Source organism: Deinococcus yavapaiensis KR-236, from assembly GCF_003217515.1.
Classification (GTDB): domain Bacteria; phylum Deinococcota; class Deinococci; order Deinococcales; family Deinococcaceae; genus Deinococcus_A; species Deinococcus_A yavapaiensis.
In genome coordinates, this window is sequence record NZ_QJSX01000011.1 from 60128 (window position 1) to 85947 (window position 25820).

Sequence of the window (25820 nt, forward strand, 5' to 3'; positions counted from 1 at the left end):
GGCGGGCTTCGCAAGGTAATCGATAAGCCCGTGCCCGTCAGAAGGGCAGCCAGCTCAAGACGATTTGCAGCGCGTTCCAGATCGGCGACAAGACGAAGGCGAGCACGCCGAAGTACCACGAGGCGAGCCACAGCAGGTACGGCAGGGCGCCTTCGACGGGTCGCAAGCGGGCGCGCACACGCTCTTCCCACGGCCACGCGAAGGCGCGCAGAACGCGCGCTCCGTCGAGGTCGCCGAGGGGCACGAGGAAGTACACGGCGTGCAGCACGGTCGTCACGGCGGCGAGCCGCATGCCTTGCGATACGACGTCGTACGCGGGCGCGATTGCCGCGAGCAGCTGCCGCGCGAGGAGCAGCACGAGCGCGTACGCGAGCAACGCGAGCGGCCCGAGCAGCAACGCTCGCGCGGCGCGCGGCGCCGTGCTCGTCAGGGGCACGGGACGCGGCACGGCGAGCCCCAGCACGAGAAACCACAGCATCCCCGGCACGGTGAGGTGCCGCGCGTTGAAGGCGCCGTACCCTTCTCGAAGCGCGGTGGCGTCGCCGAAACGGGCGAGCGCGTACGTCTGCGTCATCCCGTGCAAGACGAGGCCGACGACGAAGAAGGTCGTGAGGACGAGGGCGATGAGCGGGTCCTGCGCGATGAGGGTGAGCGGCCCGAGCACGGGTCAAGTATGCCGCAGCAAGAAGGCGTTGGCCGCTCGTAGCTCGTCGTCTCGAGATGCCACGAGACCCGCGGTCCGCAGCTGCGCTACGTGCGCGAGAACCGCCCCGACGAGCGGACCGGGCGGCACGCCGAGCGCCAGCACGTCCGCGCCCGTGAGTCCGCCGCGCGGAATCGGGAGGTGCAGCGCGCGGCGCAGCCGCGTCTCGGGAGCGTCGTCCGGGTACGGACGGTCGCTTCGGGCGCGCTGCAAGAGCTTCGAGGCCCGCTCGCCCACGCCCCAAGCAGAGGCCGCGCCGATCGGCTGATGAGCGAGCCACGCGGCGGCGTATTCGATCGGCGTGGCGACGGACGAGGCGTCGAGTTCCAAGAAGGCGTCGGTCGCGTCCTGTCCGAGGAGGGAGGTCGCTTCCCAGCGCCGCAGCGCGCTCAGCACGAGGCCCGGGCGATCCTCTTCGAACACGAGCGGCAGTTCGAGCTTCACGCGAGGCGTCTCGGAGGCGAAGCGGACGGCGTCGGGAACTTGCGCGTATCCCTCGGGCGCCAAGTCGAGGTTCAGGCGGGCGGCGAGGCGTGCGCCGCGCACGAGGCGCGAGGCGTCGTCTCGGAAAGAGGCGTCGTGCAACGGACGAAGGAGCTTGCGGTGAAGGTCGTCGGCGCCTCCGAAGGGATCGAGGAGGCTGTCTCGCCCGAGCTCGAAGGCCATGGCGTTGATCGTGAAGTCGCGTCGAGCGAGGTCTTCGTGCAAGGTGCCGGGACTCGGGTCGGGCGCCGCGCCGGGGTGCTCGTACGCTTCTCGACGCGCGTGAATGAGATCGAGGTGTCGTCCGTCGGGCAAGGTGAGCGTCGCGTTGTCGTACCGCGGGTGGTACACGAATTTCAACGTCGTCGCCTCGGCGAGGCGCTCGACGTTCGCGCCTTGCACGACGACGTCGAAGTCGAGGGGTGTTCGTCCGAGCAGCGCGTCGCGCACGGCGCCGCCGACCAAGGCGACGCGAGCGGGACGCGCGAGGTCGGCAAGTTGTGCGAGAAAGGCTCGGTCGTCGGGCTGCAGGTGCGAGAGAACGGCGTCACGAGACGTCACTGGCGGCGTTGCGACTCCTGCGTGAGGGTCACGGTGATCGTTTGGTTCTGGCCGCCGCGTTTGATTTCGAGTCGCACCTTGTCACCAGGATTGCGCGCGATGAGAGCGGACTGCAAGTCTTCCTGCGCGTTGATGAGCGTGCCGTCGACGGACACGATGACGTCTCCGCCGAGGCGCATCTGCACGTTGCGCGCCGGATTCACGACGCGTGTCCCGCCGCGCAAGCCCGCTTTGGCGGCGGGCGAGCCGGGTGTGACCTGCCCGACGAGGAAGCCCGACGAGGGCAAGTTGTACTGGCGGCGCAGCGCCGAGCTGAGATCGGACAAGTTCGCTGCGTCGACTTCGCCCGTCTGCGGGTCTTGCACCACGATGGCGGCCTGCACCCCGATGAGAGGGCGGCGGATGGTCTCCCCCGCCTGCAGTCTCGGCAGCAGGCGCTTGGCGACGTTGATGGGAATCGCGAAGCCGATGCCCGCGAATTGCCCTTGACCGGTGACGGCGCCCGACGGCGAGATGATTTGCGAGTTGATTCCGATCACTCGACCCGACGAGTCGAGCAGCGGACCGCCCGAGTTGCCGGGATTGATCGCCGCGTCGGTTTGAATGACGCGTTGCGGCACGGCCGTCGGGTCCTCGCTCGTGGGCACGCCCACGGGAACGAGCCGATTGACGGCCGAGACGATGCCTTCGGTGACGGTGAAGTCGAAGTTGAAGGGCGCGCCCATCGCGATGGCCTTCTGGCCGACTTGCACTTGGCTGCTGTCACCGAGCGGAATCGGCTTGACGAGGTTGCTCGGGACGTTCTGCGGCCGAATGAGCGCGAGGTCGTAGGCGGCCGCCGTGCCGATCACGCGCGCCGGATACGTTCGCTGGCCGTTGAGCAGGCGAATCTCGATTTGGGAGGCCTCCCCGACGACGTGATAGTTCGTGAGGATGTCACCCTTGTCGTTGACGAAGAAGCCGGACCCCGCACCCTGCTGAACTTGCTGACGCGGCGCACCGCCGAAGTATTGAGACAAGGGATCTTGGGTGACGGCGACGGACGTGGTTCCGATGTACACGAGGCCCGGTTCGAAGCGCTTGACGATGTCGACGGTGTTGCGCTCGTTCTCCAAGCGGGCGCGGTCCTCGTTGATGGGCGCGGCGCGTTCCTGATTCTGGGTCGTCGAAGGAGACTGAGCGTTGCCGAGCGGAATGGAGTCGCGAAAGATCGTCGCGCCCAGTCCGAGAGCGACGAGGACGGCGAGAACGGTCAGGCCTGGCTTCATGGATTCATTGCACGCGAGCGACATGAAAGACGAAGGCGCGGCAGGATGAGAGTCGCTTCATACTTCTTACTACTTTTAAACTTGCCGTAGCCGAAGCGAAGAATGAGACAAGAAGACGGCATGCTAGGCTGCGGTCATGATCGCGTACGTGATCAATCCAGGCTCCACGAGCACCAAACTCGCCCTCGCACGCATTCAGGGCAGCGAAACCCCCGACTTGCCGGGCAAGTTGCGTGTCACCCTCGAAAAACACGAGGTGAGCCACCCCGACCTCGGTGGCAGCCTCGAGGAACGGCTGCCTCGTGTCCGCGAGCTCGTCGCTCGCGCGACGCGCGATTGGCCCGCGCCGAGCGCGATCGTGGGACGCGGCGGACTTGTCGGTCCCGTCGCCGCCGGAACGTACCGCGTCACGTCGGAACTCGTCGCCTTTTCGCTCGCCTCGCCGTTCGGCGAGCACGCCAGCAATCTCGGCGCGGCCCTCGCCTTCGAGCTCGCGTCCCACCACGGTGTGCCCGCCTTCATCGTCGACCCTCCCACCGTCGACGAGTTGCTGCCCGAGGCGCGCGTGAGCGGCGTGGCGGGAATCGAACGGCAAAGTCGCTTCCACGCCCTCAACGCCCGCGCGGTCGCGCGGCGCGCGGCGCACGAAGTCGGCAAGCGCTTCCAAGACGCGCGCATCGTCGTCGCGCATCTCGGAGGCGGCGTGAGCGTCACGGCCTTCAAAGGCGGGCGGGCCATCGACACGACGGGCGCCTTGCTCGACGAGGGACCGTTTTCACCTCAGCGCGCCGGGACCATTCCCGTGCGTGGCTTGCTCGACCTCGTGTACTCCACGCCCCGTGAAGATTTGGAACGGCGCCTCACGCAGGACAGCGGCCTGAAGGGCCTCACGGGAACGGCCGATTTGCGCGAGTTGGAGCGGCGCGAGCGCACCGATGCCGACGTTCGCCTCGCGATCGAAGCGTTCGTGCACGCGGTCAGCAAGTCGATCGGCGCGTACAGCGCGATTCAAGGCCGACCGGACGCCATCGTCATGACGGGCGGCGTGGCCCGCTGGGAAGCGCTCGTGGACCGCGTCGAAGCGAACGTCGGCTGGATCGCGCCCGTCATGGTCTTCGCGGGTGAGCTCGAACTCGAAGCGCTCGCCGAAGGTGCGGGACGCGTGCTGCTCGGCGTCGAAAGCGCGCACGAGTGGAAGCCCCGCGAGCGCGTCTGAAAGAACGCTTTGCTCGGTTCTCCGCGACGAACTACCCACGGCGCCTCACACCCTTGATACAGTGCCCTCGATGACGAGCATCGACTTTCGCACCATCGAGCCGCTGAAATCCATCAGCGGTGTCGTGGACCTCGCGCGCCTCATCGCGAACGTGCGGGGCCCCAAACGTGTCGCCGTGGCCGCCGCCGCCGATCCGCACGTTCTGTCCGCCGTGCACGAGGCCCGCATCGAAGGTCTCATTCGTCCTATCCTCTTCGGCGACCCCGACAAGATCGCCGCCGCCGCGCGGGAAGTGGGGCTCGACCTCTCCAAGGTGGACGTGCGGCCCGCCGCGAACAACGACGCCGCCGCCGAAGCGGCCGTGAAGACCGTGTCGAGCGGCGAGGCCGACATCCTCATGAAGGGGCTGTTGGACACGGCGGTGCTGCTCCGCGCCGTTCTCAACAAAGAGTGGGGGCTTCGCACCGGCAGGCTCCTTTCGCACGTTCTCGCTTACGACGTGCCCGGCGCGGACTTCGGCCGACTCTTTTTCATGTCCGACGGTGCCATGAACATCGAGCCCGACCTCAAGGCGAAGATCCAAATCGTCGAGAACGCCGTGACGGTCGCGCACGCCGTCGGCATCGACCAGCCGAAGGTGGCGATGCTCGCCGCCGTGGAGGTGGTGAATCCCGACATGAGCACCGCCGTCGATGACGCGATCATCTCCAAGATGGGCGACCGCGGCCAAATCAAAGGCGCCCTCATCGACGGGCCGCTCGCACTCGACAACGCCGTGAGCGAGCACGCCGCGCACATCAAGAAGATCAACTCGCCCGTAGCAGGCAAGGCGGACATCCTCGTCGTGGACGACATCGACGTCGGCAACGTCTTCTACAAGACCCTGGTGTACTTCGCGAGGGCGCGCGTGGCGGGCATCATCATGGGCGCGAAGGCACCGATCGTTCTCACGAGTCGCGCCGACTCGGAGGAGGCGAAATTCTACTCCGTCGCGCTCGCGTGCGTCCTCGCGGAGCGGCTGCAGTTCGTCTGATGGCCAAGGGAGCGCGCCGCCAGCATCGACCCGCCACGCCTTTGAGAGCGACGAGCATGTGGCGGGTCGATCAAGTGTTTTTGACGTACAAAGGTGGACGCGTCGAAGTCGTCGCCAGCCTCGTGAACGACGACGGCGGCCTGCGCAACCTCTCCGTCATCGCGCCCACGAAGGACCCGAAGGAAGCCGTGGAGCACGCCGCGCGCTTCATCGCCGGGAAAGGCAACGTGTACCGCGCGTGGGGCGCGCGCATTCGCTGGGCCAAGCAGCAGGCCAGCACCGAGCAGGACGCCCTCATCCGCGATCTGCACCTCGAGGAGGCGTTTTTGGAAGCTTTCGAGGAAACGCTCGACGAGGTGCGCGACCGGATGCGCTGACGTTCTTCAGAGGTCTTGTGCTTCGAGCTTCGCCCAGCGCTGCGGAACGACTTCGCGCAGCCATTCCACGGGATCGTCGGTGTTCGTCCCGGGCGTGAAGAGCTTGCCGACGCCGAGTTCCTCCAACTTCGGCAGGTCCTGGTCAGGAATGATGCCGCCGCCGAAAAGGATGACGTCCTGCGCGCCGCGTTCTTGCAAGAGGGCCTTGACTTCACGAAAGTAGTGCATGTGCGCTCCCGATAAGACCGAGAGGCCGATGGCGTCCACGTCTTCTTGCAAAGCGGCGTTCACGATCATCTCGGCCGTTTGCCGCAAGCCCGTGTAGATGACTTCCATCCCGGCGTCGCGTAACGCGCGGGCGATGACCTTGGCGCCCCGGTCGTGCCCGTCCATGCCGGGCTTGGCGATGAGAACGCGAATCGGACGTGAGTGGGAAGTTGTCATGACGACGTCATTGTAAAGCCGAACGACCGTTAGTGAAGTCACCGACGTGAAGTTTCGGTCGGTGGAACGTTCCCGCGTGCCACGTGGTCTCCGAAGCTCCTCCATAAGTCGGCTGCGAGGTTCGCCGCCACGTTCGATACGGTCCGACTTGCAAGCCTCGAAGCTTCAGGCGCGGCGTCGTCCCCGCCGTCGCTTCGTGTGAAGCGGGCGTTGGACGACTCGGTCATGCGATGCGCGTCAGGACAGCCAGTTCGCGTGCGAGGTTGTGTCGGGCCGGACCTTCCAACACAACGAACAGGCTCGTCGTTTGATACAGGCGGTCACGAGCCAGAAATTCTTCGAGCACTCGCCCGCGTCCCGCACGATACTCCTCGTCGGGAACCCAGGCGTACTCTCGGCGAATGGCGCGGGCATAGACGTCGTAACGCTCGCTCGGACTGCCCAAGATGGCGAGGTCCGCGTCGAGCAGGGCGCGCGTGTCAGGATCGTGCGTCGGGCCGTGACGCTTCGTCGCCAGAATCAGGGCGGCGACCTTTTCGACGCGCTCGAACGCTAAACCCGACTTTGAAAGGTTCGCCACGGCGAGGTCCGCGCTTCGTTCCTCGTTGTCGCTCGCACGAGAATCGTACACGGCGTCGTGAAACCACGCGGCGAGCGTCACGGCGAGCGGGTCCTGCAACGGCAAGCGGTCGAGCGCGTTCAGAACATCGAGGACATGAGAGAGATCGTGGTACGCCCGGTGCGGTTCGGCGTAGCGGGCCACGAGTTCGGCGAACAATTCCGGTTGGCGACCGAGTCGTGACTCGACGTCCATCCAGCGGGATCGCGCGTCCGTCATATGCACCTTGTCAGCTTAACGCGCTCCACGTCGCTATAATCCTGCCATGACGCGTGTGTTCTCCGGCATTCAGCCGACGGGTGACATCCACATCGGCAATTACTTCGGTGCCGTGCAAAATTACGTGAAACTCGGACAACAGTTCGGCAAGGACGCCATCTACTGCATCGTGGATTTGCACGCCTTGACCAATCCCGCCGCTTACGACCCGGCCCTGCTCACGCAACGCACGCACGAGGCGACGCTCGTGAACATGGCGGCGGGCCTCGACCCCGAGAACGTGATCCTGTTCGTTCAAAGCCACGTGCGTGACCACGTGGAACTGGGCTGGATCTTCACGACGCTCACCCCGGTCGGGGAACTCGAGCGCATGACGCAGTACAAGGACAAGGCGAGCACCCTCGAGAGCGTCCCGGCGGGCCTCTTGATGTACCCGGTGCTGCAAGCGGCGGACATTTTGCTGTACAAGGCAGACACGGTGCCCGTCGGCGAGGACCAAGAGCAGCACATCGAGCTCACCCGAGAAGTCGCGCGGCGCTTCAACAACACCTTCGGCGCGACGTTCCCCGAACCGAAGTCAGTGCACGCCAAAAACGCGCTTCGCGTGCCGGGCATCGACGGGCAAGGCAAGATGAGCAAGTCGAAGGGCAACACCATCGGCGTGCTCGAAGACATGGAGAGCATTTGGCAGAAGGTGCGGCCCGCACCGACCGATCCGGCGCGCGTTCGGCGGTCGGATCCCGGCGATCCCGACAAGTGCCTCATCGGCGATTATCACAAGCTGTTCAGCGACGACGAGACCATCGTGAAGGTCTACGAGGGCTGCCGCACGGCGGGCATCGGTTGCGTGGACTGCAAGAAGATGTTGATGCCGGGCGTCGAGCGCACCCTGGTGCCGATCCAAGACCGAGCGTCGGCGTTGCGGCGCGACTCGGACGCGGTGCGAGGCGCGTTGGAGCGCGGCGCGAACGAGGCGCGCGCGATTGCCGAGCGCACGATGAGCGAAGTGAACGATAAGGTGGGCTTTTACCGCCTCGGTCGACTCGCCGAGACGACCGCCTCGACGAAGTGACGATCCTTCAAGCCGACTTTCCTAGAGCCGACGTACCGCAGGCGACGTGGGTCGAGTTGCCCGCGTTTCGCGGCACGCTGCTCGAACTCGCGTCCGCTTTGCGGAGCGGGCGTGTGCCGCCCGAGGACGTGCCGTTGCTGGACCTCACGCGGCGCGTCCTCGCCCGCGTGGAAGCTCTGCGAGCGGCGCAGCCCGACGCGGCTTGCGAGGTGTTGCCCCTTCTCGCAGGTGTGATCGCCTTGAAGGCGAAGCTGCTCCTGCCGCCCGCGCCGACCCCTGAGGATTTCGACGACGAGGGCGAGGGGGATTTCTCGAACGACGTGACGAGCGGCGTGGAAACCTTGGCGGATCTCGACGCCCTCGTGAGCTTTCTGCAAGCACGCCGCGTGGAACGTGCGGGTGTGGTGGCGGCGCGGCCGCTCGACCTCGGCTTGCCGAGGCGTGAACGCAAGGCGCCGCCCGGTACGCTCGCGAAGCTCGTGAAGGCGGCGCGCGCGGCGGTTCGCGACGTGACGGTGCCGCTTCTCGCGCACGACCGCACCACCTTGCGCGACGCCCTCGTGTCGCTTCGGGCGTACGCGACGCGCTTGAGACGCTTCGTCTTCGGCGCCATCACCGTGCACGACTGGGCAGAGCGCACGACGTACTTCACGGCGCTTTTGGAGGGCGTCAAGGACGGCGAGTTCGAGGTGACGCAGGAAGCGCCGTTCGGGCCGATCGAGGTGGAGACGCGTTCCGTGCGAGACGACGCCCACGAGCCGGACGTGCGCGCGGCGGACGCGACTTCTTCGACTTGAGGTCGCGAATTCGGCCGATCACTGTTCGAGGACGTCGATTCCCGCTTCGCGCGCCCGTTGCGGTGCCGTGTCGACGCCTTGCCCGACGATGCGCATCACGAAGCGGCGGTGGCCGTCCTTGTGGCCGACGGTGGCGAGCGAGATGATGTTGCTGGGCTGCACGACCGACGTGGCGCGTGCGAGGCTGCCCGGCACGTCGGGCATGACGAAGGTGAGGCGGCGCCCGCCTTCCTTCAGACCCATGATTTCGATGAACGCGCGCAAGATATCGGTGATGGTGATGATGCCCGAGACGTGTCCGAAGTCGTCGAGAACCGGCATTCCGCCGACGTCGTGTTCTTGCATGCGCAGGGCCGCGTCCTCCATGTACTCGCCTTCGACGGCGGTAACGACGGGCCTCGCCATGACTTCCGACACGGTGAGCTTGGACAGCAAGTAGTTGAGCTCCCACACGCTGAGGGTCGTGGCCTTGCTCGGCATGGCGTCCTTGAGGTCCTTGCGCGTGACGATTCCGATCAAGCGTCCGCCCTCCATCACGGGCAGACGGCGAAACCCTCGCTCCTTGAGAATCTTGAGGGCGTCGAGGACCGCCGTGTCGGGCGTGACGGTCACAGGATTCGCGGTCATCCAATCGCGTACGAGCATGCGGCCATCTTAGCCGAGGACCGGTGACCCCCTCGCACAGCAGCTGACGAGCTTCTGAAATCAAGTTCACAATGCTCAAAAAGTGCGTGCTAAACTCGCCCTCATGAAAGTCGCCAAGTTGCTGCCTCTCGCCGCCGCCACGGGCCTCGCGCTCGTGACGCTCGCCCCGCACGCCCAAACCGCGGCGCCGCAAAAAATCGGTTTCGTCAACGTGGAAGCGGTGTACAACGCTCACCCGGGCTGGGCCACCTTCCAAAAAGCCCGAACGGACGCGGCCGCGAAGCTCAAGCCGACCGAGGACCAAATTCGCGCGCTTCAGGCGAAGGGAACCAACATCTCCGCGCAAGAGCGTCAGACGCTCGACACGCTCGTCAAGACGTACCAAAGCACGCAGCAGCAGCTCACGGACGACATCAACAAGCGCCTCTCCCCCATCGACGAAGACGTCAACAAGGCGATCGCGGCCACCGCGAAATCGCAGGGCTTCACGGTCGTCATGAACCGCGCGGTCGCGGCGAGCAGCCAACTCGTGATTTACGCCGACGAGCAGACGACCGACTTCACGCAAGCGGTCGTTAACCAGATCAAGAAGTAATTCGAGTCGTTCGCTCAGTCCGGGTGGATACATTCGGAGGCCGGAGCGGCGATTTCGCCCCTCGCTCGGGGAAATGCTCGCATCGTCACCCCCGCCGCTCGCGGGGGTGCGTTTTTAGGAGGACTTATGAACATCAATTCGAACTCGGTCAAGAACAACGTTTGGAAAGTCGGACTGCTCGGACTGCTCGCCTCACCGCTGCTTCTGCTGACGGGACCGCACGCGCAGCAACGCGCGGCGACGCGCGTCGCGATCGTGGACGTCGCGCGCGTCGTGGCGGCCGCGCCGGGTGGCGCGAGTTACGCGGCGCTGCGCAAGGAAGCGGACGCGAACCTTCAAAAGCAGGCGCAGAAAGTTCAAGGCTTGCAGCAGAAGGTCGCTTCGAACACGGCGACCGCGAAGGATCGGACGGACCTCGACGCGGCGGTCAAGGCGTTCAACACGTCCTCGGCGAATTACAAGAAGCAGTTGGAGCAGAAGTTCGCGCCCGTCGCGAGCACGGTCAACACCGCCATCAAGAACGCGGCGAGCGCGCAGGGCTTCGCCATCGTGCTGGACTCCAACGTCGCGAAGACCACGGGCCTCATCGTCTACGCGGACACGAAGACCGTGGACCTCACGCAAGCCGCGCTCAACCGGCTCAAGAAGTAAGGCGATTCAGTAGAGTTTGCCGATCGATTCGGCGTCCTCGCGCCCTTCGAGCGTCTGCTCGGAGGGCCGTTCGCGTTCATCGTCGTGCTCGAGCCGTTCGCGCACTTCGCGCAGCACGTCCGACTTCATCAAGAAGCCGTTGTCAGGCTGCGGAAAGGCGCCCTCGCGCACTTCGCGTGCGTACGCCTCAAGGGCCGCGGTCGCGTCGCGGCCAAGTTCCGCGTAGCGTTTGGCGAGTTTCTTGTGCTCCTCGTACACGCCGAGCAAGTCGTGGTAGACCAGCACCTGACCGCGGCAATCGGGACCCGCGCCGATGCCGATGGTCGGCACGCGCAGGCGTTGGGTCACGAGCCCCGCGAGTTTGTTCGGCACGGCTTCGAGTACGACCGCGAAGGCACCTGCCGCCTCGACGTCTCGCGCTTCACGCAGAATGCGAAGCGCGTGCTCGACGGTCTTGCCCTGAACCTTGAGGCCGCCGAGGCTCGTCGCCGTCTGAGGCGTGAGGCCGACGTGCCCCATGACGGGAATGCCGTTGCGGCTCAGCACCCGCACGACCTCCAGGATCTCGGGCGTCGCTCCCTCGACTTTCACGGCGTCCGCGCCCGACTCTTGAATGAGGCGCACGGCCGCTTCGCGCGCGCGCTTGAGGCCGGTGTGGTACGTCCCGAAGGGCATGTCAGCCACGAGAAAGGTGTTCGGCGCGCCTCGACGGGCCGCCTTGGCGTGATGCACGATGTCGTCGAGGGTGACTTGCGTCGTGCTTTCATACCCCAAGACGACGTTGCCGAGACTGTCGCCGACGAGGATGATGTCGACGCCCGCCCGTTCGGCATGCGCCGCCCCGGGGTAATCGTAGGCAGTCACCATGACGATCTTGTCATCATGGTGCAGAAAGTCGGGGATGGTCTTCTTCGGGCGGACGCTCATGCGCTTCAGCATAGACCTCCGCTCGCCGCGAGAAAGCTGTTTCGCTCCTAGGCCACTTGGCTCAGACGCCCTTCACGGCGCCCCAGTGCTCCATCACGAAGTAGATCACCCAGCCCGTCGCGGCGACGTACAGCCACACGGGCACCGTCCAGCGCACCCAGGCGCGGTGGCGGTCGAAGTACGAACGAGCGGGAGGCGTGCCGATCGCCTGCAAGTTCCCGGCGGCTCTCAGGCCCCTCCACGCGTTGAGCACGGCCATGATCGCCAAAGGCAAGTTGAGCGCGGCGAGGATGGTGTGGGAAATCAAGACGGCGAAGTAGGCGCCGCGCCACGCGTCGGGGCCGACGTAATGCTTGCTGTAGCCGATTCCGATGCGCCACAGGTAGAAGACGATGAACACGGTGGCTAGGCTGGAGGCAGTCAGCATGGCCCGCATGTGCCACTCGCGCTCACCGCGTTTGATGAATACCACGCCTGCGAGCAGCGCGAGGCCGCTGAGGACGATCGTCATGACCGACAAGAGGCTGAGGGTCTCGCCAAAAGAGCTCATGTGGCATTCAGTATGAATGTTTTTGCCGTTCTGGAGCGGGGACGTTTGTACTGAAACTCGCCCTTCGGACGGTCCTAGAATTGCGTTACACTGCGCTCAGGACGGTCGGCGGGGCCGACCGTTTGTCGTGAGCTCACCCGCCGCGAACGTGCCGCGTGGCGACCTCGGGCAGTGCGCAGTGTGGTTTTGAAGGAGCGCGAGAAGGAGAACATGTTGAAAGCACGTCGGAGTTCGGAGAAGGCGCTGCTCACGTTCGCGTGGGGTGCGCTCGTCTACACCGTCCTCGTCATTCTCTGGGGCGCGGTCGTGCGCATCGCCGGGGCGGGCGCGGGGTGCGGCGATCACTGGCCGCTGTGCAACGGTGCCGTCGTGCCGCCCACGCCGACCGTGCAGACCCTCATCGAGTTCAGCCACCGCCTCACGAGCGGTTTGTCGGGCTTCGTGGCGCTCGTCCTCGTGGTGTGGGTCTTTCGCGCTCGTCCGAAAGGCGACCCGGCGCGGCTCGGCGCCGCAGCTTCGCTCGTCTTGCTGGTGTTCGAAGGCCTCGTGGGCGGGCTGCAAGTGCGGCTGGGTTGGACGGCGGACAGCACCCATCCCGGGCGCGGCTTCATTCAAGGCGTGCACCTTGCCAACACCTTCTCCTTGATCGCGGCGTTCGCGCTTACCATCCATTGGCTGCGCGGCGCGCCCCTCGTGCGTCTGCGTGGTCAAGGCTGGTGGAGCGTCGGCGTCGTGTCCACACTCGTCGGCGTGCTGGCGCTCGGCATGGCAGGCGCCGTGACGGCGCTCGGCGACTTGCTGTACCGCCCCACCGGAAGCACACCGCTCGACACGCTGCGTTCGGACTTCTCCGCCACGGCGACGTTCTTCGAGCAGTTGCGCGTCGTGCATCCTGTCTTGGGCGTCCTCGTGTGCGCGGGCCTCTTCGTCTTGGCGCGCACGGCGATGGCGCGGCGCCCCTCGGCGGACGTCGCGCGGTGGAGCGCGGCCGTGACCGCGCTGATCATCTCGCAAGGCTTCGTCGGTTTTCTCAACGTGGCGCTCAAGGCGCCGAACTGGCTGCAACTTTCGCATTTGCTGTTCGCCTGTCTGCTGTGGCTGGCGACGGTGCTGCTGGGTTACAACGTGCTCGCCGCGTCTTCCCGCTCGTCCGCGCCTTCGCGCGCTTCCAAGGAGGTGACCGCTTGACGGTGCTCGTCGCCGACCAAGCCACGTGGCGTGACTACCTCGCGCTCACGAAGCCGAAAGTCATCAGTTTGCTGCTCTTCACGACCATCACCGCGATGTTCATGGCGGCGCACGGGACGCCCGACGTGCTGCTCCTGCTCGCCGTTTCGCTCGGCGGGTACGCCAGCGCGGGCGCGGCGGGCGTGTTCAACATGATCATCGACCGGGACATCGACCATCGCATGGCGAGGACGCGCGCTCGGCCGACGTCCAGCGGTAAGATCTCCACACGCGACGCGTTCGTGTTCGGAGCGGTGCTCGCCGTGGGCAGCTTCTTGTTGCTGTGGATCGCCGCCAACTTCCTGACAGCCGTGCTGAGCCTCGCGGGTCTGCTCACGTACGTCGTCGTGTACACGATGGTGCTGAAGCGCACCACGTGGCACAACATCGTGATCGGCGGCGCGGCGGGTTGCTTTCCACCTCTCGTGGGGTACGCGGCGGTCGCCGGACACCTCGACCTCTTCGCGTGGTATTTGTTCGCGATCATCTTCTTTTGGACGCCCGTTCACTTCTGGGCGCTCGCGCTGATGATCAAAGAGGAGTACCGCGAAGTCGGCGTGCCGATGTTGCCCGTCGTGCACGGCGACAAGTTGACGGTCGTGCAGATCGGCCTTTACGCCATTCTCACGGTCGTGCTGAGCGTGCAACCGCTGTTGTTCGGCGCGGTGTCGTGGATCTACGTGCTCACGGCGCTCGCCTCGGGCTTCTTGTTGCTGCAGGGGTCGTGGCGGCTGTGGGTCTACTACCGCGAGCACGGTTCGGTGACGCGCGCGGCGTGCGTGGGCTTGTACAAGTACTCCATGCTGTATCTCGCCATCTTGTTCTTGGCGGGCGCGATCGACCGCGCCTTGCTGAGTTGACCTGCGAGGGTCGCTCCACGGAGGGCTCGACTTGATTTTCTCTTCACCGCGAGGGACTCCCACGAAATGGCAAAACGACCTACACTGATGAGCGTTAGAAAGGAGACATGTTGAACATTTCCCACCGACTTTCCGCGCCGACATGGCATCGAGGGCTGGCCTTGACGCTGCTGAGTCTCGGCGTGGCGCTCGCTCAACAGACCGGGGGGCGTGGAGATACGGTCTCCAAGCACACGGTCACGTTGGCTGACATGAGCTCGCAGTACAACCGCGAAGTGTTGTGGATGAGCATTCCGGCCATCGTGATGTCGATCATCATCTTCATCGGCGTGTCGGCGGCCTTGTTCTACAGCGTGTGGAAGTTCCGCGAGCGCAAGGGCGACACGCGCGAACCCTCGCAGTTCCACGGCAACAACACGTTGGAAGTCGTTTTGATCGCCGTGCCGTTCGTCATCATCACGGTGCTCGCCGTGCTGACGGCCCGCACCATGGCGCGCGTGAACACGGTCTCGGCAGAAGCCGAGCGCGTGCAAGTGTACGCCGCGCAGTTCTGGTGGAATTTCGAGTACCCCACGCACGGTGGGATCCGCAACGGCAACGAGATGGTGGTGCCCGCCGGTCAGCCCTTGCAACTCGAAGTCACGGCGCGTGACGTCATGCACGGATTTTGGGCTCCCAACCTCGGTGGTCAGCGCATGAACATTCCCGGGCACACGTCGACGTACTCGATCGACACGACGCGCGAAGGCGTCTACCAGGGGAATTGCTCGCAGCTTTGCGGCGCGTCTCACGCCAACATGCGCTACAAGGTCATCGCGCTTCCGCAAGATCAGTACAGCCGCTTCGTGGCCGCCGCTCAGGCGTTCAAGGCGCCGGAGCCCGCGCCCGGCTCGGCCGAGGAGCGCGGCTACCAAATCTTCGCCAACGGCAAGGAAGGTCAACCTGCCTGCCAAAACTGCCACCGCGTGCAAGGAACGCCCTTCAACGGGGCGGCAGGCCCGGACCTCAGTTACTTCGGGTCGCGCTACACCTTGGGCGCCGGGATGTGGGAAGGCGAGGCGCGTCAACGCGAGTTGCCGCTGTGGCTCAAGAACTCGCCGGGCGTGAAGCCGGGCAGCTTGATGCCCGCTTATCCCAAGCTCAACGACCGCGACATCGGCGACCTCGTCGCTTACCTCGATTCTCTCAAGCTTCCCGAAGACGCCGCGTACTACAGCTGGGAAACGAAGCGTTTCAAGGTCCCCGAGCGCTAAGGAGTGTCCTGAACCATGGCAGTTATCGCACCCCAACCGTCTCGCGCACGCCCGTCGATCATCAGCGTGCTTTGGGACTACATGACGACGACCGATCACAAGAAGATCGGCATTCTCTACCTCCTTACCTCCGTGATCGGCTTCGCCCTCGCCGGCGTCTTGGCGATGGCAATTCGTCTGCAGCTCGCGGTGCCCAACAACACCGTCTTGGTTGGTCAGACGTACAACGAGGTTCTGACGGCGCACGGCGCGCTCATGATCTTCTTCTTCTTAATTCCCGCGGGCCTGTTCGGCTTCGGGAACTTCCTGCTGCCCCTGCAACTCGGCGTTCGTGACGTCGCCTTGCCGCGCCTCAACAATTTCGCGGTGTGGCTGTTCGTCTTCTCGGCGATTTTGCTCGTCACGTCGTTGTGGAACGGCGGCGGTCCGGGCGTCGGGTGGACCTTCTACTACCCGCTGTCGGTCACGCAGCAAGGCACGAGCATCGAAACCCTGATGATCGCCTTGATCCTCAACGGGATCGGTTCGCTGCTGGGATCGGCGAACTTCGCGGCCACGATCCTCAACTTGCGCGCGCCCGGCATGGGGTTGTGGAAGATGCCCATCTTCACGTGGAGCATCTTCGCGACGGCGATCCTTCAGCTGCTGTCGCTCGGCGGTCTGACGGCAGCGTCCCTCGTGACGTACATGGAACTCAAGATGGGCCTCACGATGTTCAATCCTGCCATCGGCGGGGTGCCCATCTTGTTCACGCAGTTCTTCTGGTTCTACTCGCACCCCGCCGTGTACGTGATGTTGTTGCCGTACCTGGGGATCGCGGCGGAAATCGCTTCGACCTTCTCACGCAAGCCGCTGTTCGGCTACCGCGTGATGGTGTACTCCCTCATGGGAATCACGCTCGCGTCGCTCCTCGTGTGGGTACACCACATCTTCGCCGTCGGCTTGCCGCAATCGTGGCAATTCGCGTTCGCACTGTTCACCCTCATCGTGGCGGTTCCGACGGGCGTCAAGATCTTCAACATCATCGGCACGATGTGGGGCGGTCGCCTCATGATGCGCGCCCCGCTGTACTGGCTGATCGGCTTCGTCTTCAACTTCCTCGTGGGCGGCATCACGGGCGTGTCGCTCGGGATGGTGCCGTTCGATTACCAAGTCACGAATTCCTACTACATCGTGGCGCACTTCCACAACGTCATGATGTTCGGCACGGCCTTCATGGTCTTCGCGGGCTTGTACTACTGGTGGCCGAAGATGACGGGCCGCTTCATGGACGAGCGCCTCGGGAAGATGCACTTTTGGCTGTTCATGATCGGTTCGTGGGTGACGTTCCTGCCGCAATACCTGCTGGGCCTGCTCGGCATGCCGCGCCGCTACTACACGTACCCTGACACGAACACCTTGTGGAACGAGCTCAACTTGATTTCGTCCATCGGCGTGCTCTTCTTGGCGGCCGGAACGATCGTGATGCTATGGGCGATGTTCGCGAGCTTCCGCAAGCCCGCCACGCTCGGCCCCAACCCTTGGGGCGGTTACACGCTGGAGTGGACGGCCGCTTCGCCGCCCGCCGCGTACAACTTCGCGCACGACTTCCCCCGTACCTTCCCGACCGAGCGTCCGCTGTACGACTGGGAACAGCAAGGCATGAAGCTCAAGCCGGTGGACCCCGCGTCGATTCACTTGCCGCAAAGCAGCTTCTGGCCGTTCAGTTCGGCGTTGGCCCTGCTCATCACAGGCTACGGGCTCAGCCACGGCTGGATGAACTCGGGCTTCCGTTCGCTTCCCGACGCCATCAACACGATCGCGCTCTACGGCGGCGCCTTGTACTTGGTGTACTCGCTGTTCCGCTGGGCGGGCACCTTCGAGTACGACGTGCCGGTGCATCACCATCACCTCACGAAGTACAACAACGGCTTCTTGGGAATGGCGTGGTTCATCATCTCGGAAGTCAGCCTCTTCGGCGTGCTGATCGCCGGGTACGTGTACCTTCGCGTCACGGGAAACGCCGTGCCGCCCGTGGATCGTCCGGCCATCTGGCTGGCGGCCGTGAACACCTTCTTGCTGGTCGCGTCGTCCTTCGTGATTCACCAAGCGGAGCAAGATCACCACAAGCACAAGTACACGCGCTTCCGCCTCGGGTTGTTCATCACGCTGCTGCTGGGCTCGCTGTTCTTCTTGATCCAGACGTACGAGTTCGTGCACTTCGGCTCGGAAGTCGATTGGCGTCAGAACTTGTGGACCTCGTGCTTCTTCCTGCTCGTCGGTCTGCACGGTCTGCACATCATCATCGGTGGAGTCGGCGTCGCCATGGCGTACTACCAAGCGATGACGGGCAAGATCGACAAGTACAACCACGGTTCGATCGAACCCGCCTCTTTGTACTGGCACCTTGTCGACGTGGTATGGATCGGCATTCTCGCTCTGTTCTACATCTGGTAGCGTTCGCCGCTTCCGTCACCCCCGGTCAAAAGCCGGGGGTGTTTTTGTTAGGCTTCTGATCATGCCCTCTCCCCTGTTCATCGTGGACGCCTTCACCTCCGAGCCATTTTCCGGCAATCCCGCCGCCGTCGTGCTGCTCGACGCGCCGCGCGATGACGCTTGGCTGCAGCTCGTCGCACGCGAGATGAACTTGTCCGAGACGGCGTTCGTGGCGCGCGAAGGCGAAGCGTGGCGTCTGCGGTGGTTCACGCCGCAAGCGGAGGTGAAGTTGTGCGGACACGCGACGCTCGCGACGGCGTACGTGCTGTGGAAGCAAGGCCGCTTGCCGCTCGACGAGGCGGCCGAGTTCGAGACGCTCAGCGGTCGCCTCACCGCCACGCGAGTCGGCGAGGAGATCGAGCTCGACTTTCCCGCCGAAGTCGCAGAGCCGTGCGAAGCGCCGTCCGGGTTGCTGGAGGCGTTGGGCGTGCGAAGCGTTCGCTTCGTGGGTTGGACGGGCGTGCGCTTTTTCGTGGAAGTAAACGAGGCGAGCAAGGTGCGCGCCTTGCAGCCCGACTTCGCCGCCTTGCGAGCGACCGTCCCGGGCCGCGCGATCGTCACGGCGCGATCGGACGACGCGCGCTTCGACATGGTGTCACGCTACTTCGCGCCGGGAATTGGAGTCGATGAGGACCCCGTGACGGGCAGCGCACACTGCGCGCTCGGCCCGTACTGGATGGAGAAGCTCGGGAAGGCAGACCTCGTGGGGTATCAAGCGTCCGAGCGTGGCGGGCAAATCGAGGTCGGCGTTCGTGGCGGCCGAGTGAAGTTGCGCGGACGGGCCGTGACGGTCGTGCGAGGCGAACTGCAGGTGTGAGCGCGCACGTGAGGACACTTGACTCGTGAAGAAACGCTAACTTGACGCCATGCCTCGTGTCGTGACCGCCTTCCTCCTCGTCGTCGCCCTCGTGCTCGGGGGGGTGCTCGCCTTCCGCGCCTTCGCCAAGCCGCTCGGAGGCACCACGGTCGACGCGAGGCCGCTCGTGCCCGTCGAGCAACTCGTGGCCGACGACGGAAAGCCCGCGCGCCTGTCGGATTCGAACGGGCAGACACGCCTCGTGTTCTTCGGCTTCACGCGCTGCCCCGACGTCTGCCCGACGACCATGGGCGTGCTCGCTCGGGCGTACGAGGCTCTCAACGAGCAGCAGCGGCAGCAGCTCAAGGTCGTGTTGATTACGGTGGATCCGCAGTTCGACACGCCGCCGCAGCTTCGGTCGTACCTCGACAAGTTCGACAAGGACTTCGTCGGGCTCACGGGCGCGCCGAGCGCGCTCGAAGCGACGCGCAAGGGATTTTACATTTACTCGGTACCTTCGGGTCCCGGCGCGTTCACGCACGGAGACGCGGTCGCGGTGCTCGACCGTACGGGACGAATGCGGCGCGTGTACAGCCAAGACGAAGTCAGCGGCGGCGTCTTGACGGCGGACTTGCCGCGCCTCGCGAGCGGGCGCTACTGATGAAATGCTGAATCCCTGGCTTTTATTTCGCATATAGCGTAACATGGGCATTATGGAGCAAGACGTCGCCCTGCGCCCGAAGACCCTCGACGAGTACGTCGGCCAAGAGCGCCTCAAGGAGAAGCTCAAGGTGTACCTGCAAGCGGCGAAAGGTCGTCGTGAAGCCCTCGATCACACCTTGCTGTTCGGCCCTCCGGGCCTTGGCAAGACGACGCTTTCGCACATCATCGCCTACGAGATGGGCGTCAACATCAAAGTCACCTCCGGCCCCGCCATCGAGAAGCCCGGCGACCTCGCCGCGATCCTGACGAACTCGCTCGAAGAAGGCGACGTGCTGTTCATCGACGAGATCCACCGTCTCGGCCGCGTCGCCGAAGAGCACCTTTACCCGGCGATGGAGGACTTCAAGCTCGACATCGTCCTCGGTCAGGGGCCCGCCGCGCGCACCATCGAGTTGCCGCTTCCGCGCTTCACGCTCATCGGCGCGACGACGCGGCCCGGCCTCATCACGGCGCCGATGCGCAGCCGCTTCGGCATCATCGAGCATTTGGAGTACTACACGCCGCAAGAACTCGCGCTCGGCCTCATGCGCGACGCGCGTCTCAGCGGGTACGGCATCGCCGAGGAAGCGGCCTTGGAGATTGGGGCGCGTTCGCGCGGCACGATGCGCATCGCGAAGCGTTGGCTGCGCCGCGTGCGCGACTACGCCGAAGTCGCGGGCGAAAAGGAGGTTTCGCTGGAGCGCGCGCACGACGCTCTCGACAAGCTCGGCATCGACTCGGCGGGACTCGACGAGCGCGACATCAAGATGCTCGAGGCGATGATCCACCGCTTCTCCGGCGGTCCGGTCGGAGTCGACACCCTCGCGACCGCCCTCTCCGAAGATGCCAACACCATCGAGGACGTGTACGAGCCGTACCTCATCCAGCTCGGCTTCGTGAAACGCACTCCGCGCGGACGCGTGGCGACCGCGCACGCGTACGTACACCTCGGCCTGCCCGTTCCCTTCGACGAGTACGACCCTCGTTTCTTGGCGAACTGAATCTCAAGAAAATACGCCGTCGCCCCTACCACCACTCTTGGCGATGTACTACACTGAGGGTCCTACCGCACCGCGCGGAGTGACCCTCAGCTTTCTTTCGTGTCGTGCGATCCAAGTACGGCGCGCTTCGTTTGGTGTCCGCATGAGTAGCAAGGAAGAAATCCGCGCACGCCTCTCGATCGCCGATGTCGTCGGCGAATACGTGCGCCTCACTCCGGCCGGGACCGGGCGCATGAAGGGATTGTGTCCGTTCCACAAGGAAAAGACGCCGTCTTTTCAAGTGGACACCGCGCAAGGCTACTTCTACTGCTTCGGATGCAAGGCGGGCGGCGACATCTTCAACTTCCTGATGCGCGTCGAGAACCTCGCCTTCGGAGACGCCATGCGAAAGCTCGCTGAGAAGGCGGGCGTGGCCGTCGAGACGCGCGGCGGCGAGCGGGAAAAACGCGACTTGTACGACGTCAACGCTTTCGCGCTCGCCTACTTCCGCGAGCACTTGAGCGGCGAAGGCGAGGCTTACTTCGCCTCGCGCGGCTTGACGCCCGAAACGATCGAACGCTTCGAGCTCGGCTTCGCTCCGCCGGGCTGGGACGGTCTGTTGAAGCGGGCGAAGGCGCGCGGCTTCACGGAGCGCCAACTGCTGGAGGCGGGGCTCCTCTCCGAAAATCCCGAGTCGGGCCGCTTGTACGACCGCTTTCGCGGGCGCGTCATGTTCCCGATTCGCGATCACCTCGGGCGCCTCGTCGGCTTCGGAGGGCGCGTCCTGGGAGACGACAAGCCGAAGTACCTCAACTCGCCGGAAACCGAGGTGTTCAAGAAGGGCGAACTGCTCTACGGCTTCGACAAGGCGCGCGTCGCGGCCCAGAAGAGCGGCGAACTCGTCGTCGTCGAAGGGTACATGGACGTCATCATGATGCATCAGCACGGCTTCGACACCGCCGTCGCGACGCTCGGCACGAGCCTTACCGCCGAGCACGCCGCGCTTCTCGCGCGCATGGAAGTTCGTGCGCTGTCGTTGCTGTTCGACCGTGACGCCGCCGGGCAACGCGCGACCTTGGCGGGCCTCGACCAAGTGGTCGGCGCGAAGTTCAGCGTTCGCGCCCTCAGCGTGCCAAACGGCAAGGACCCGGCGGACACCCTGGCAGGAGGCCGAGCGGACTTGTTGCGCTCGGCGCTCGCCGAAGGGCTCGACGAGGTGGAGTTCCGCGTGTTGGCGGCGCTCGCGCAGCATGACGCCACGACGACTGCGGGAAAGCGAGCGATTCTGCACATGCTGCTTCCGCGCATGCAAAACCTCGATCCGCTCGACGAGGTCGCCAGTCGCATGAGGTCCGCCGTGTGCGAGAAGCTCGGGATTCGCCCCGAGGCCTTGCTGGACTGGATCGCCAGCAAAGCCAAGCGCAAAGAGCTTTCGGACGTGCAACTCGACGGGATGTCGAACGTTCGCAACGAAGAGGACGCGGAAGTCGCCCTGCTCAAGGCGATCTTGCTCGACCCGACCCTCCTCGAAAAACTCGACGGTTTGCGAACTTGGCGCAACGACACCGTCAAGAAGATCATGCTGGCCGCTCGAGGCACGCGCAGGCCCGAGGAAATCATTCGCACCTTCGACGGCCAGCCCGAGCAGCAACTCCTGATTCGCCTGCTGTTCGAGGCGCGCTCACCGGGCCTGCTGGGCCGCGAAAATTCCCGCCAGCACGAGGAAAAAGCACAAGAAACCGCTCAGCGGGCAGCCGTCGAGATCGAGAGCAAGCTGACGATCGACGAGATGAAGGCGGAAGTGACGCGCCTCAAGAAGGAAGTGATGGGGGCGGCGGGCGCTCGGCAGATGGAGTTGCTGGGCCAGATTCGCGACCTGTCACGCGCCATCGAAGCCGAAAAAAGAGCGCGTCTGCAAGCTTGAAGTCAGCTTGCAGACGCGCGGCGAGGCTCGCCGTTCAGGCTTGCGCGCCGCCCGCGACGAGCGAGGCGGGATTCACGCCGAGCGCCTCCCAGGCGCGATCCCATTTCTCGGCGGCGGGAACGTGCAAGGCGAGTTCGGGGCCGCTTTCGAGGAAGAGCCACGAGCCGAGGTGCGTCTCCTCTTCCAGTTGTCCGGGGCCCCAACCGGCGTAGCCGAGGATCAGCATGAAGTGCCCCTCGCGCTTCATGACGTCTTGCAGCACGTCGAGGCTCGACGTGACGTACAAGTCGTCCGAGAGTTGCGCTTCGCCGCTCTTGCCCGTGGGTCGTTCGTACAGACACCACCCGACTTGCGGATCGACCGGTCCTCCCAGCCAAGCGAGGTCGGGGCAGTCTTTGGCGTTCGGAAGCAGCTCGCTGATCGGCATTTGCGTTTGAAGGCTGACGATGAGCCCCATGGCGCCTTCGGCGTTGTGGTCAAGCAGCAGGATGACGCTGCGCTCGAACATGTTGCCGATCATGTGCGGCGTCGCAACCAGATACGTCAGGTTTTGAGTCACGAGGGACCTCCGATGAAACGCGAACGAAATCGCCAAGAAGAAGTTGATACGTTACGCATGACAAGCCGAGCCGTACCGTCAGGGTGACAGACGAGCGTGAGAGGTCGAACAGCGAAAAGCGGCCCCGTCGAGGGGGCCGCTTTCCAGTGTCAGGCGCTCGCGCCCGCGTCCGCGTTCTTGCTGCGGCGATTGCTCGTCTTGCGCTTCGGCGGTTCGCCTTCGCGGCGCTCCAACGCCGCCAAGCCGCCCACGAGGGCCACGTCGAGCACTTCGTCGATGGTTTCGCACGGATGGAATTCCATGGAGGTCCGCAGGTGGGCCGGGATGTCCCGCAAATCGCCTTCGTTCGCTTTGGGAAGAATGATGTGCTTGATGCCCGCGCGACGCGCGCCGAGAACCTTCTCCTTAAGGCCGCCGATCGGAAGGACGCGGCCCGTGAGGGTGATTTCGCCGGTCATGGCCACGTCACGTCGCGCCGGGATGGCGGTGAAGGCCGAAATCAAGCTGACGCTCATCGTCGTGCCCGCGCTGGGCCCTTCCTTCGGAATGGCGCCCGCGGGAACGTGAATGTGGATTTCGGAGTCGTCGAGGCGCTCGCGCGGAATATGGAAGCGATCGGCGTTCTTCTTCGCGTACGTGAGGGCGGCGCGCGCCGACTCTTTCATGACGTCGCCGAGTTGTCCGGTCAGGACGAGGCCCTTGCCGGGCATCACCGACGTCTCCACGAAGAGGATGTCTCCGCCGACGGGAGTGTAGAACATGCCCGTGGAGACGCCGACCATGTCCTCGCGCGCTTCGTGCTCGGGCATGTAGCGAGGATTGCCGAGGTAGCGGTCGAGTTCCTTGTCGGTCACCTTCGCGCGCTTGAGTTCGCCCGAGGCGATGCGGCGAGCGACCTTGCGCGCCACCGTCCCGATCTCGCGCTCCAAGTTGCGCACGCCCGCTTCGCGCGTGTAGTGGCTGATGAGCTTTTCCAGCGCCGCGTCGGTGATGGCGATCTGGTTTTGCTTGAGGCCGTTTTGCACGAGTTGGCGCGGCAGCAGGTACCGCTTGGCGATCTCGAGTTTCTCCTGCTCGATGTAGCTGGAAAAGTCGATGACTTCCATACGGTCCATCAAGGCGGGCGGAATCTGCTCGGGGTAGTTGGCGGTGGCGATGAACATCACTTCGCTGAGGTCGAAGGCCACGCCGAGATAGTGATCGGTGAAGTGCTGATTTTGCGCGGGGTCGAGCACTTCGAGCAACGCGGCGCTCGGATCGCCTTGATACGAGGAGCCGAGCTTGTCGACTTCGTCGAGCAGCATCACGGGATTCTTCGTTCCCGCCGTGCGCATTCCCTGGATGATGCGGCCCGGCATCGCGCCGATGTACGTGCGGCGGTGACCGCGAATGTCGGACTCGTCACGCGCGCCGCCGAGGGCGATGCGAACGTACTTGCGGCCCAGGCTCTTGGCGATGCTTTGCGCGATGGACGTCTTGCCGACGCCGGGAGGGCCGGTGAACACGAGAATCGGGCCTTTGTTGACTTCGGCGGCGTCGATCTCGCCACGTTCGGCGCGTTCCTTGCGCAGACGGCGCACGGCGAGGAATTCCAGCACGCGGTCCTTGACCTTCTCCAAGCCGTAGTGGTCCTCGTCGAGGATCTTGCTGGCCTCGGCGATGTCGAGTCGGTCCTCGGAGCGCGTGTTCCACGGCAACTCGGTGATCCACGTGAGGTACGTGCGGATGACGGCCGCTTCCGCCGCGTCGGGGTGCATGCGCGCGAGGCGGTTGATTTCGCGGTCGACTTCCTTGCGAACGTCGGGGCTGAGCCCGAGTTTCTCGACCTTCTGGCGGAACTCGTCGGCTTCGTCGCCTTCGCCTTCCTCGCCGCCGTGCAGTTCCTTTTGGATGACCTTCATCTGCTCGCGCAAGTAGTACTCGCGCTGATTGCGGTCGATCTCTTCCTTGACTTGCTGACGGATGCGCTGCTGGATGCTTTGCACTTCCGCCTCGGCGTCGAGAAGCGTCAGGACCTTGCGAAGGCGCTCGGTGAGCGTGGGCGCCTCGAGAACCGCCTGCTTGTCTTCGAGCTTGAAGTCCATGTTGAAGGCGATGTTGTCGGCAATCTGCCCCGCGTCCTCCATGTTCTGGATTTGCTGGACGGTTTCGGGCGCCATGAACTTGCCGCCTTGGATGAGGCTTTCGAACTTGCCTTCGAGTTCGCGCGACAATGCTTCGAGTTCGCGCGCGTCGCCGTCAGTGACGACGAACGGTTGGATGTCCGCGCGGATGAAGCCGCCGGCGTTGGTGTAGCGAGTGGCCTTGACGCGGCTGAGGGCCGACACCAGCATTTGCAGGGTGCCGTCGGGATTCTTGCGCACGCGCAGGATGGAGCATGCCGAGCCGACGTCATAGAGGTCTTCGCCTTCGGGCTCGTCGATGTCCTTGTCGCGCTGCGACACGATCATGATGACTTTGTTCTCGGCCATGGCCGCGTCGATCGCCGCGATGCTGAGCGCGCGCCCGGCGTCGATGTGCTGGACCATCGTCGGGTAGATGACGCTGCCGCGCACGGGGCACACGGGCACGTTGGCGGGCAGCGGAGTTTGGCTTTGGATGCTTTCCTTGCCTTGGTCTGCGGGCATTGTGTCGCTCCTTTGAACGGGTGAAGAGGGAAGCTCTTGCCCAAGAAAGTTGAGTGCAAGTCTATCAAGTTTGACGAGGGGAAGCAAGCGTCCCGCCGCCCGGTAGAACGCTCCTATCAGACCACTTTTTCCTGCTCCCAACCTTATTCGGCGCCCGTATCGACCTTGTGCGAGTCTTGAACGGGCAGCCGCCCGCTCAATCCCACAAACCCAAGCGTTTGAGCGAGCGGCGAGCAGCTCTCGCCGCTCGCCATCGA

The 25820-nt window shown here is 64.7% G+C and carries 25 protein-coding genes; 15 read left to right on the top strand and 10 right to left on the bottom strand.

Annotated elements, in window-relative coordinates; all coding sequences use genetic code 11:
* Positions 1-37: 37 nt before the first annotated feature.
* The 3 genes from DES52_RS14115 to DES52_RS14125 are packed head-to-tail and all read right to left on the bottom strand — an operon-like array spanning position 38 to position 3015.
* Complete coding sequence (locus DES52_RS14115) at positions 38-664, bottom strand: hypothetical protein (RefSeq protein ID WP_110887471.1); 627 nt, start codon at positions 662-664, stop codon at positions 38-40.
* A gap of 3 nt (positions 665-667) precedes the next feature.
* A complete protein-coding gene (locus DES52_RS14120; RefSeq protein WP_110887472.1) occupies positions 668-1747 on the bottom strand; it encodes a tRNA nucleotidyltransferase/poly(A) polymerase family protein in 1080 nt (359 codons plus the stop codon).
* Positions 1744-3015: a S1C family serine protease gene (locus tag DES52_RS14125; RefSeq protein ID WP_110887575.1), complete on the bottom strand. Its 1272-nt coding sequence runs from the start codon at positions 3013-3015 to the stop codon at positions 1744-1746. The genes DES52_RS14120 and DES52_RS14125 overlap by 4 nt, the downstream gene beginning before the upstream one ends.
* A gap of 136 nt (positions 3016-3151) precedes the next feature.
* Between DES52_RS14125 and buk the strand changes: the two genes are divergently transcribed.
* The 3 genes from buk (at position 3152) to DES52_RS14140 (ending at position 5641) form a co-directional block, all read left to right on the top strand.
* Positions 3152-4231, top strand: a complete 1080-nt coding sequence (buk, locus tag DES52_RS14130) for a butyrate kinase (protein ID WP_110887473.1) — start codon at positions 3152-3154, stop codon at positions 4229-4231.
* A 70-nt stretch (positions 4232-4301) separates the two neighbouring features.
* Positions 4302-5264: a bifunctional enoyl-CoA hydratase/phosphate acetyltransferase gene (locus DES52_RS14135; RefSeq protein ID WP_110887576.1), complete on the top strand. Its 963-nt coding sequence runs from the start codon at positions 4302-4304 to the stop codon at positions 5262-5264.
* Between the two features lie 56 nt (positions 5265-5320).
* Positions 5321-5641, top strand: a complete 321-nt coding sequence (locus DES52_RS14140; RefSeq protein ID WP_425451128.1) for a hypothetical protein — start codon at positions 5321-5323, stop codon at positions 5639-5641.
* Positions 5642-5647: 6 nt separating this feature from the next.
* On the opposite strand, the gene DES52_RS14145 is transcribed toward DES52_RS14140, so the two are convergent.
* Both DES52_RS14145 and DES52_RS14150 read right to left on the bottom strand, forming a co-directional pair.
* Positions 5648-6085, bottom strand: coding sequence for a cobalamin B12-binding domain-containing protein (locus tag DES52_RS14145; RefSeq protein WP_110887475.1), 438 nt, complete (start codon positions 6083-6085; stop codon positions 5648-5650).
* A gap of 223 nt (positions 6086-6308) precedes the next feature.
* Entirely contained in the window at positions 6309-6923 is a 615-nt protein-coding gene (locus DES52_RS14150) for an HD domain-containing protein (RefSeq protein ID WP_110887476.1), read from the bottom strand.
* A 46-nt stretch (positions 6924-6969) separates the two neighbouring features.
* Between DES52_RS14150 and trpS the strand changes: the two genes are divergently transcribed.
* Both trpS and DES52_RS14160 read left to right on the top strand, forming a co-directional pair.
* Positions 6970-7995 carry a tryptophan--tRNA ligase gene (gene trpS / locus DES52_RS14155; RefSeq protein ID WP_110887477.1) on the top strand — a complete coding sequence of 342 codons (1026 nt, stop codon included), beginning with the start codon at positions 6970-6972 and terminating at the stop codon, positions 7993-7995.
* Positions 7992-8792, top strand: coding sequence for a segregation and condensation protein A (locus DES52_RS14160; protein ID WP_211317932.1), 801 nt, complete (start codon positions 7992-7994; stop codon positions 8790-8792). The genes trpS and DES52_RS14160 overlap by 4 nt, the downstream gene beginning before the upstream one ends.
* A gap of 18 nt (positions 8793-8810) precedes the next feature.
* On the opposite strand, the gene DES52_RS14165 is transcribed toward DES52_RS14160, so the two are convergent.
* Positions 8811-9437 carry a CBS domain-containing protein gene (locus DES52_RS14165; protein ID WP_110887478.1) on the bottom strand — a complete coding sequence of 209 codons (627 nt, stop codon included), beginning with the start codon at positions 9435-9437 and terminating at the stop codon, positions 8811-8813.
* A gap of 103 nt (positions 9438-9540) precedes the next feature.
* Between DES52_RS14165 and DES52_RS14170 the strand changes: the two genes are divergently transcribed.
* The gene (locus DES52_RS14170; RefSeq protein ID WP_110887479.1) at positions 9541-10032 is read left to right on the top strand and encodes an OmpH/Skp family outer membrane protein; all 492 of its coding nucleotides are present in this window, start codon (positions 9541-9543) and stop codon (positions 10030-10032) included.
* A 126-nt stretch (positions 10033-10158) separates the two neighbouring features.
* Positions 10159-10683: an OmpH family outer membrane protein gene (locus DES52_RS14175; RefSeq protein ID WP_110887480.1), complete on the top strand. Its 525-nt coding sequence runs from the start codon at positions 10159-10161 to the stop codon at positions 10681-10683.
* A 6-nt stretch (positions 10684-10689) separates the two neighbouring features.
* Here the strand turns inward: DES52_RS14175 and panB are convergent, their stop codons facing one another.
* Both panB and DES52_RS14185 read right to left on the bottom strand, forming a co-directional pair.
* Positions 10690-11610 carry a 3-methyl-2-oxobutanoate hydroxymethyltransferase gene (gene panB, locus DES52_RS14180; protein WP_110887577.1) on the bottom strand — a complete coding sequence of 307 codons (921 nt, stop codon included), beginning with the start codon at positions 11608-11610 and terminating at the stop codon, positions 10690-10692.
* 61 nt (positions 11611-11671) lie between these two features.
* Positions 11672-12160, bottom strand: coding sequence for a DUF420 domain-containing protein (locus tag DES52_RS14185; protein ID WP_110887481.1), 489 nt, complete (start codon positions 12158-12160; stop codon positions 11672-11674).
* 210 nt (positions 12161-12370) lie between these two features.
* On the opposite strand from DES52_RS14185, the gene DES52_RS14190 reads away from it, so the two are divergent.
* The 8 genes from DES52_RS14190 (at position 12371) to dnaG (ending at position 22377) form a co-directional block, all read left to right on the top strand.
* Positions 12371-13348: a COX15/CtaA family protein gene (locus tag DES52_RS14190; RefSeq protein WP_110887578.1), complete on the top strand. Its 978-nt coding sequence runs from the start codon at positions 12371-12373 to the stop codon at positions 13346-13348.
* Between the two features lie 2 nt (positions 13349-13350).
* Complete coding sequence (locus DES52_RS14195) at positions 13351-14247, top strand: heme o synthase (RefSeq protein ID WP_110887579.1); 897 nt, start codon at positions 13351-13353, stop codon at positions 14245-14247.
* A 107-nt stretch (positions 14248-14354) separates the two neighbouring features.
* A complete protein-coding gene (coxB, locus tag DES52_RS14200; protein ID WP_110887482.1) occupies positions 14355-15500 on the top strand; it encodes a cytochrome c oxidase subunit II in 1146 nt (381 codons plus the stop codon).
* Positions 15501-15515: 15 nt separating this feature from the next.
* Positions 15516-17936 carry a cbb3-type cytochrome c oxidase subunit I gene (locus tag DES52_RS14205; RefSeq protein WP_110887483.1) on the top strand — a complete coding sequence of 807 codons (2421 nt, stop codon included), beginning with the start codon at positions 15516-15518 and terminating at the stop codon, positions 17934-17936.
* 61 nt (positions 17937-17997) lie between these two features.
* Positions 17998-18792, top strand: a complete 795-nt coding sequence (locus tag DES52_RS14210; protein ID WP_110887484.1) for a PhzF family phenazine biosynthesis protein — start codon at positions 17998-18000, stop codon at positions 18790-18792.
* Positions 18793-18841: 49 nt separating this feature from the next.
* Positions 18842-19432: an SCO family protein gene (locus DES52_RS14215; RefSeq protein WP_110887485.1), complete on the top strand. Its 591-nt coding sequence runs from the start codon at positions 18842-18844 to the stop codon at positions 19430-19432.
* 52 nt (positions 19433-19484) lie between these two features.
* On the top strand, positions 19485-20474 hold the full coding sequence (gene ruvB / locus DES52_RS14220; protein ID WP_170131060.1) for a Holliday junction branch migration DNA helicase RuvB: 990 nt from the start codon (positions 19485-19487) through the stop codon (positions 20472-20474).
* Positions 20475-20616: 142 nt separating this feature from the next.
* A complete protein-coding gene (dnaG, locus tag DES52_RS14225; RefSeq protein ID WP_110887487.1) occupies positions 20617-22377 on the top strand; it encodes a DNA primase in 1761 nt (586 codons plus the stop codon).
* 34 nt (positions 22378-22411) lie between these two features.
* Here dnaG and DES52_RS14230 read toward each other — a convergent pair whose 3' ends face one another.
* Both DES52_RS14230 and lon read right to left on the bottom strand, forming a co-directional pair.
* Entirely contained in the window at positions 22412-22936 is a 525-nt protein-coding gene (locus DES52_RS14230; protein ID WP_110887488.1) for a YqgE/AlgH family protein, read from the bottom strand.
* Positions 22937-23085: 149 nt separating this feature from the next.
* On the bottom strand, positions 23086-25563 hold the full coding sequence (lon, locus tag DES52_RS14235) for an endopeptidase La (protein ID WP_110887489.1): 2478 nt from the start codon (positions 25561-25563) through the stop codon (positions 23086-23088).
* Positions 25564-25820: the final 257 nt, after the last annotated feature.

Bases quoted from the DNA above. Each gene is read 5' to 3' on its own strand.
- trpS (WP_110887477.1), top strand. From the start codon at position 6,970: ATGACGCGTGTGTTCTCCGGCATTCAGCCGACGGGTGACATCCACATC.
- DES52_RS14165 (WP_110887478.1), bottom strand. From the start codon at position 9,437: ATGCTCGTACGCGATTGGATGACCGCGAATCCTGTGACCGTCACGCCC.
- DES52_RS14215 (WP_110887485.1), top strand. From the start codon at position 18,842: ATGCCTCGTGTCGTGACCGCCTTCCTCCTCGTCGTCGCCCTCGTGCTC.
- DES52_RS14145 (WP_110887475.1), bottom strand. From the start codon at position 6,085: ATGACAACTTCCCACTCACGTCCGATTCGCGTTCTCATCGCCAAGCCC.
- DES52_RS14125 (WP_110887575.1), bottom strand. From the start codon at position 3,015: ATGAAGCCAGGCCTGACCGTTCTCGCCGTCCTCGTCGCTCTCGGACTG.
- DES52_RS14175 (WP_110887480.1), top strand. From the start codon at position 10,159: ATGAACATCAATTCGAACTCGGTCAAGAACAACGTTTGGAAAGTCGGA.
- lon (WP_110887489.1), bottom strand. From the start codon at position 25,563: ATGCCCGCAGACCAAGGCAAGGAAAGCATCCAAAGCCAAACTCCGCTG.
- coxB (WP_110887482.1), top strand. From the start codon at position 14,355: ATGTTGAACATTTCCCACCGACTTTCCGCGCCGACATGGCATCGAGGG.
- DES52_RS14185 (WP_110887481.1), bottom strand. From the start codon at position 12,160: ATGAGCTCTTTTGGCGAGACCCTCAGCCTCTTGTCGGTCATGACGATC.
- DES52_RS14210 (WP_110887484.1), top strand. From the start codon at position 17,998: ATGCCCTCTCCCCTGTTCATCGTGGACGCCTTCACCTCCGAGCCATTT.
- panB (WP_110887577.1), bottom strand. From the start codon at position 11,610: ATGAGCGTCCGCCCGAAGAAGACCATCCCCGACTTTCTGCACCATGAT.
- DES52_RS14135 (WP_110887576.1), top strand. From the start codon at position 4,302: ATGACGAGCATCGACTTTCGCACCATCGAGCCGCTGAAATCCATCAGC.
- dnaG (WP_110887487.1), top strand. From the start codon at position 20,617: ATGAGTAGCAAGGAAGAAATCCGCGCACGCCTCTCGATCGCCGATGTC.
- DES52_RS14150 (WP_110887476.1), bottom strand. From the start codon at position 6,923: ATGACGGACGCGCGATCCCGCTGGATGGACGTCGAGTCACGACTCGGT.
- DES52_RS14170 (WP_110887479.1), top strand. From the start codon at position 9,541: ATGAAAGTCGCCAAGTTGCTGCCTCTCGCCGCCGCCACGGGCCTCGCG.
- DES52_RS14190 (WP_110887578.1), top strand. From the start codon at position 12,371: ATGTTGAAAGCACGTCGGAGTTCGGAGAAGGCGCTGCTCACGTTCGCG.
- ruvB (WP_170131060.1), top strand. From the start codon at position 19,485: ATGGAGCAAGACGTCGCCCTGCGCCCGAAGACCCTCGACGAGTACGTC.
- DES52_RS14140 (WP_425451128.1), top strand. From the start codon at position 5,321: ATGTGGCGGGTCGATCAAGTGTTTTTGACGTACAAAGGTGGACGCGTC.
- buk (WP_110887473.1), top strand. From the start codon at position 3,152: ATGATCGCGTACGTGATCAATCCAGGCTCCACGAGCACCAAACTCGCC.
- DES52_RS14205 (WP_110887483.1), top strand. From the start codon at position 15,516: ATGGCAGTTATCGCACCCCAACCGTCTCGCGCACGCCCGTCGATCATC.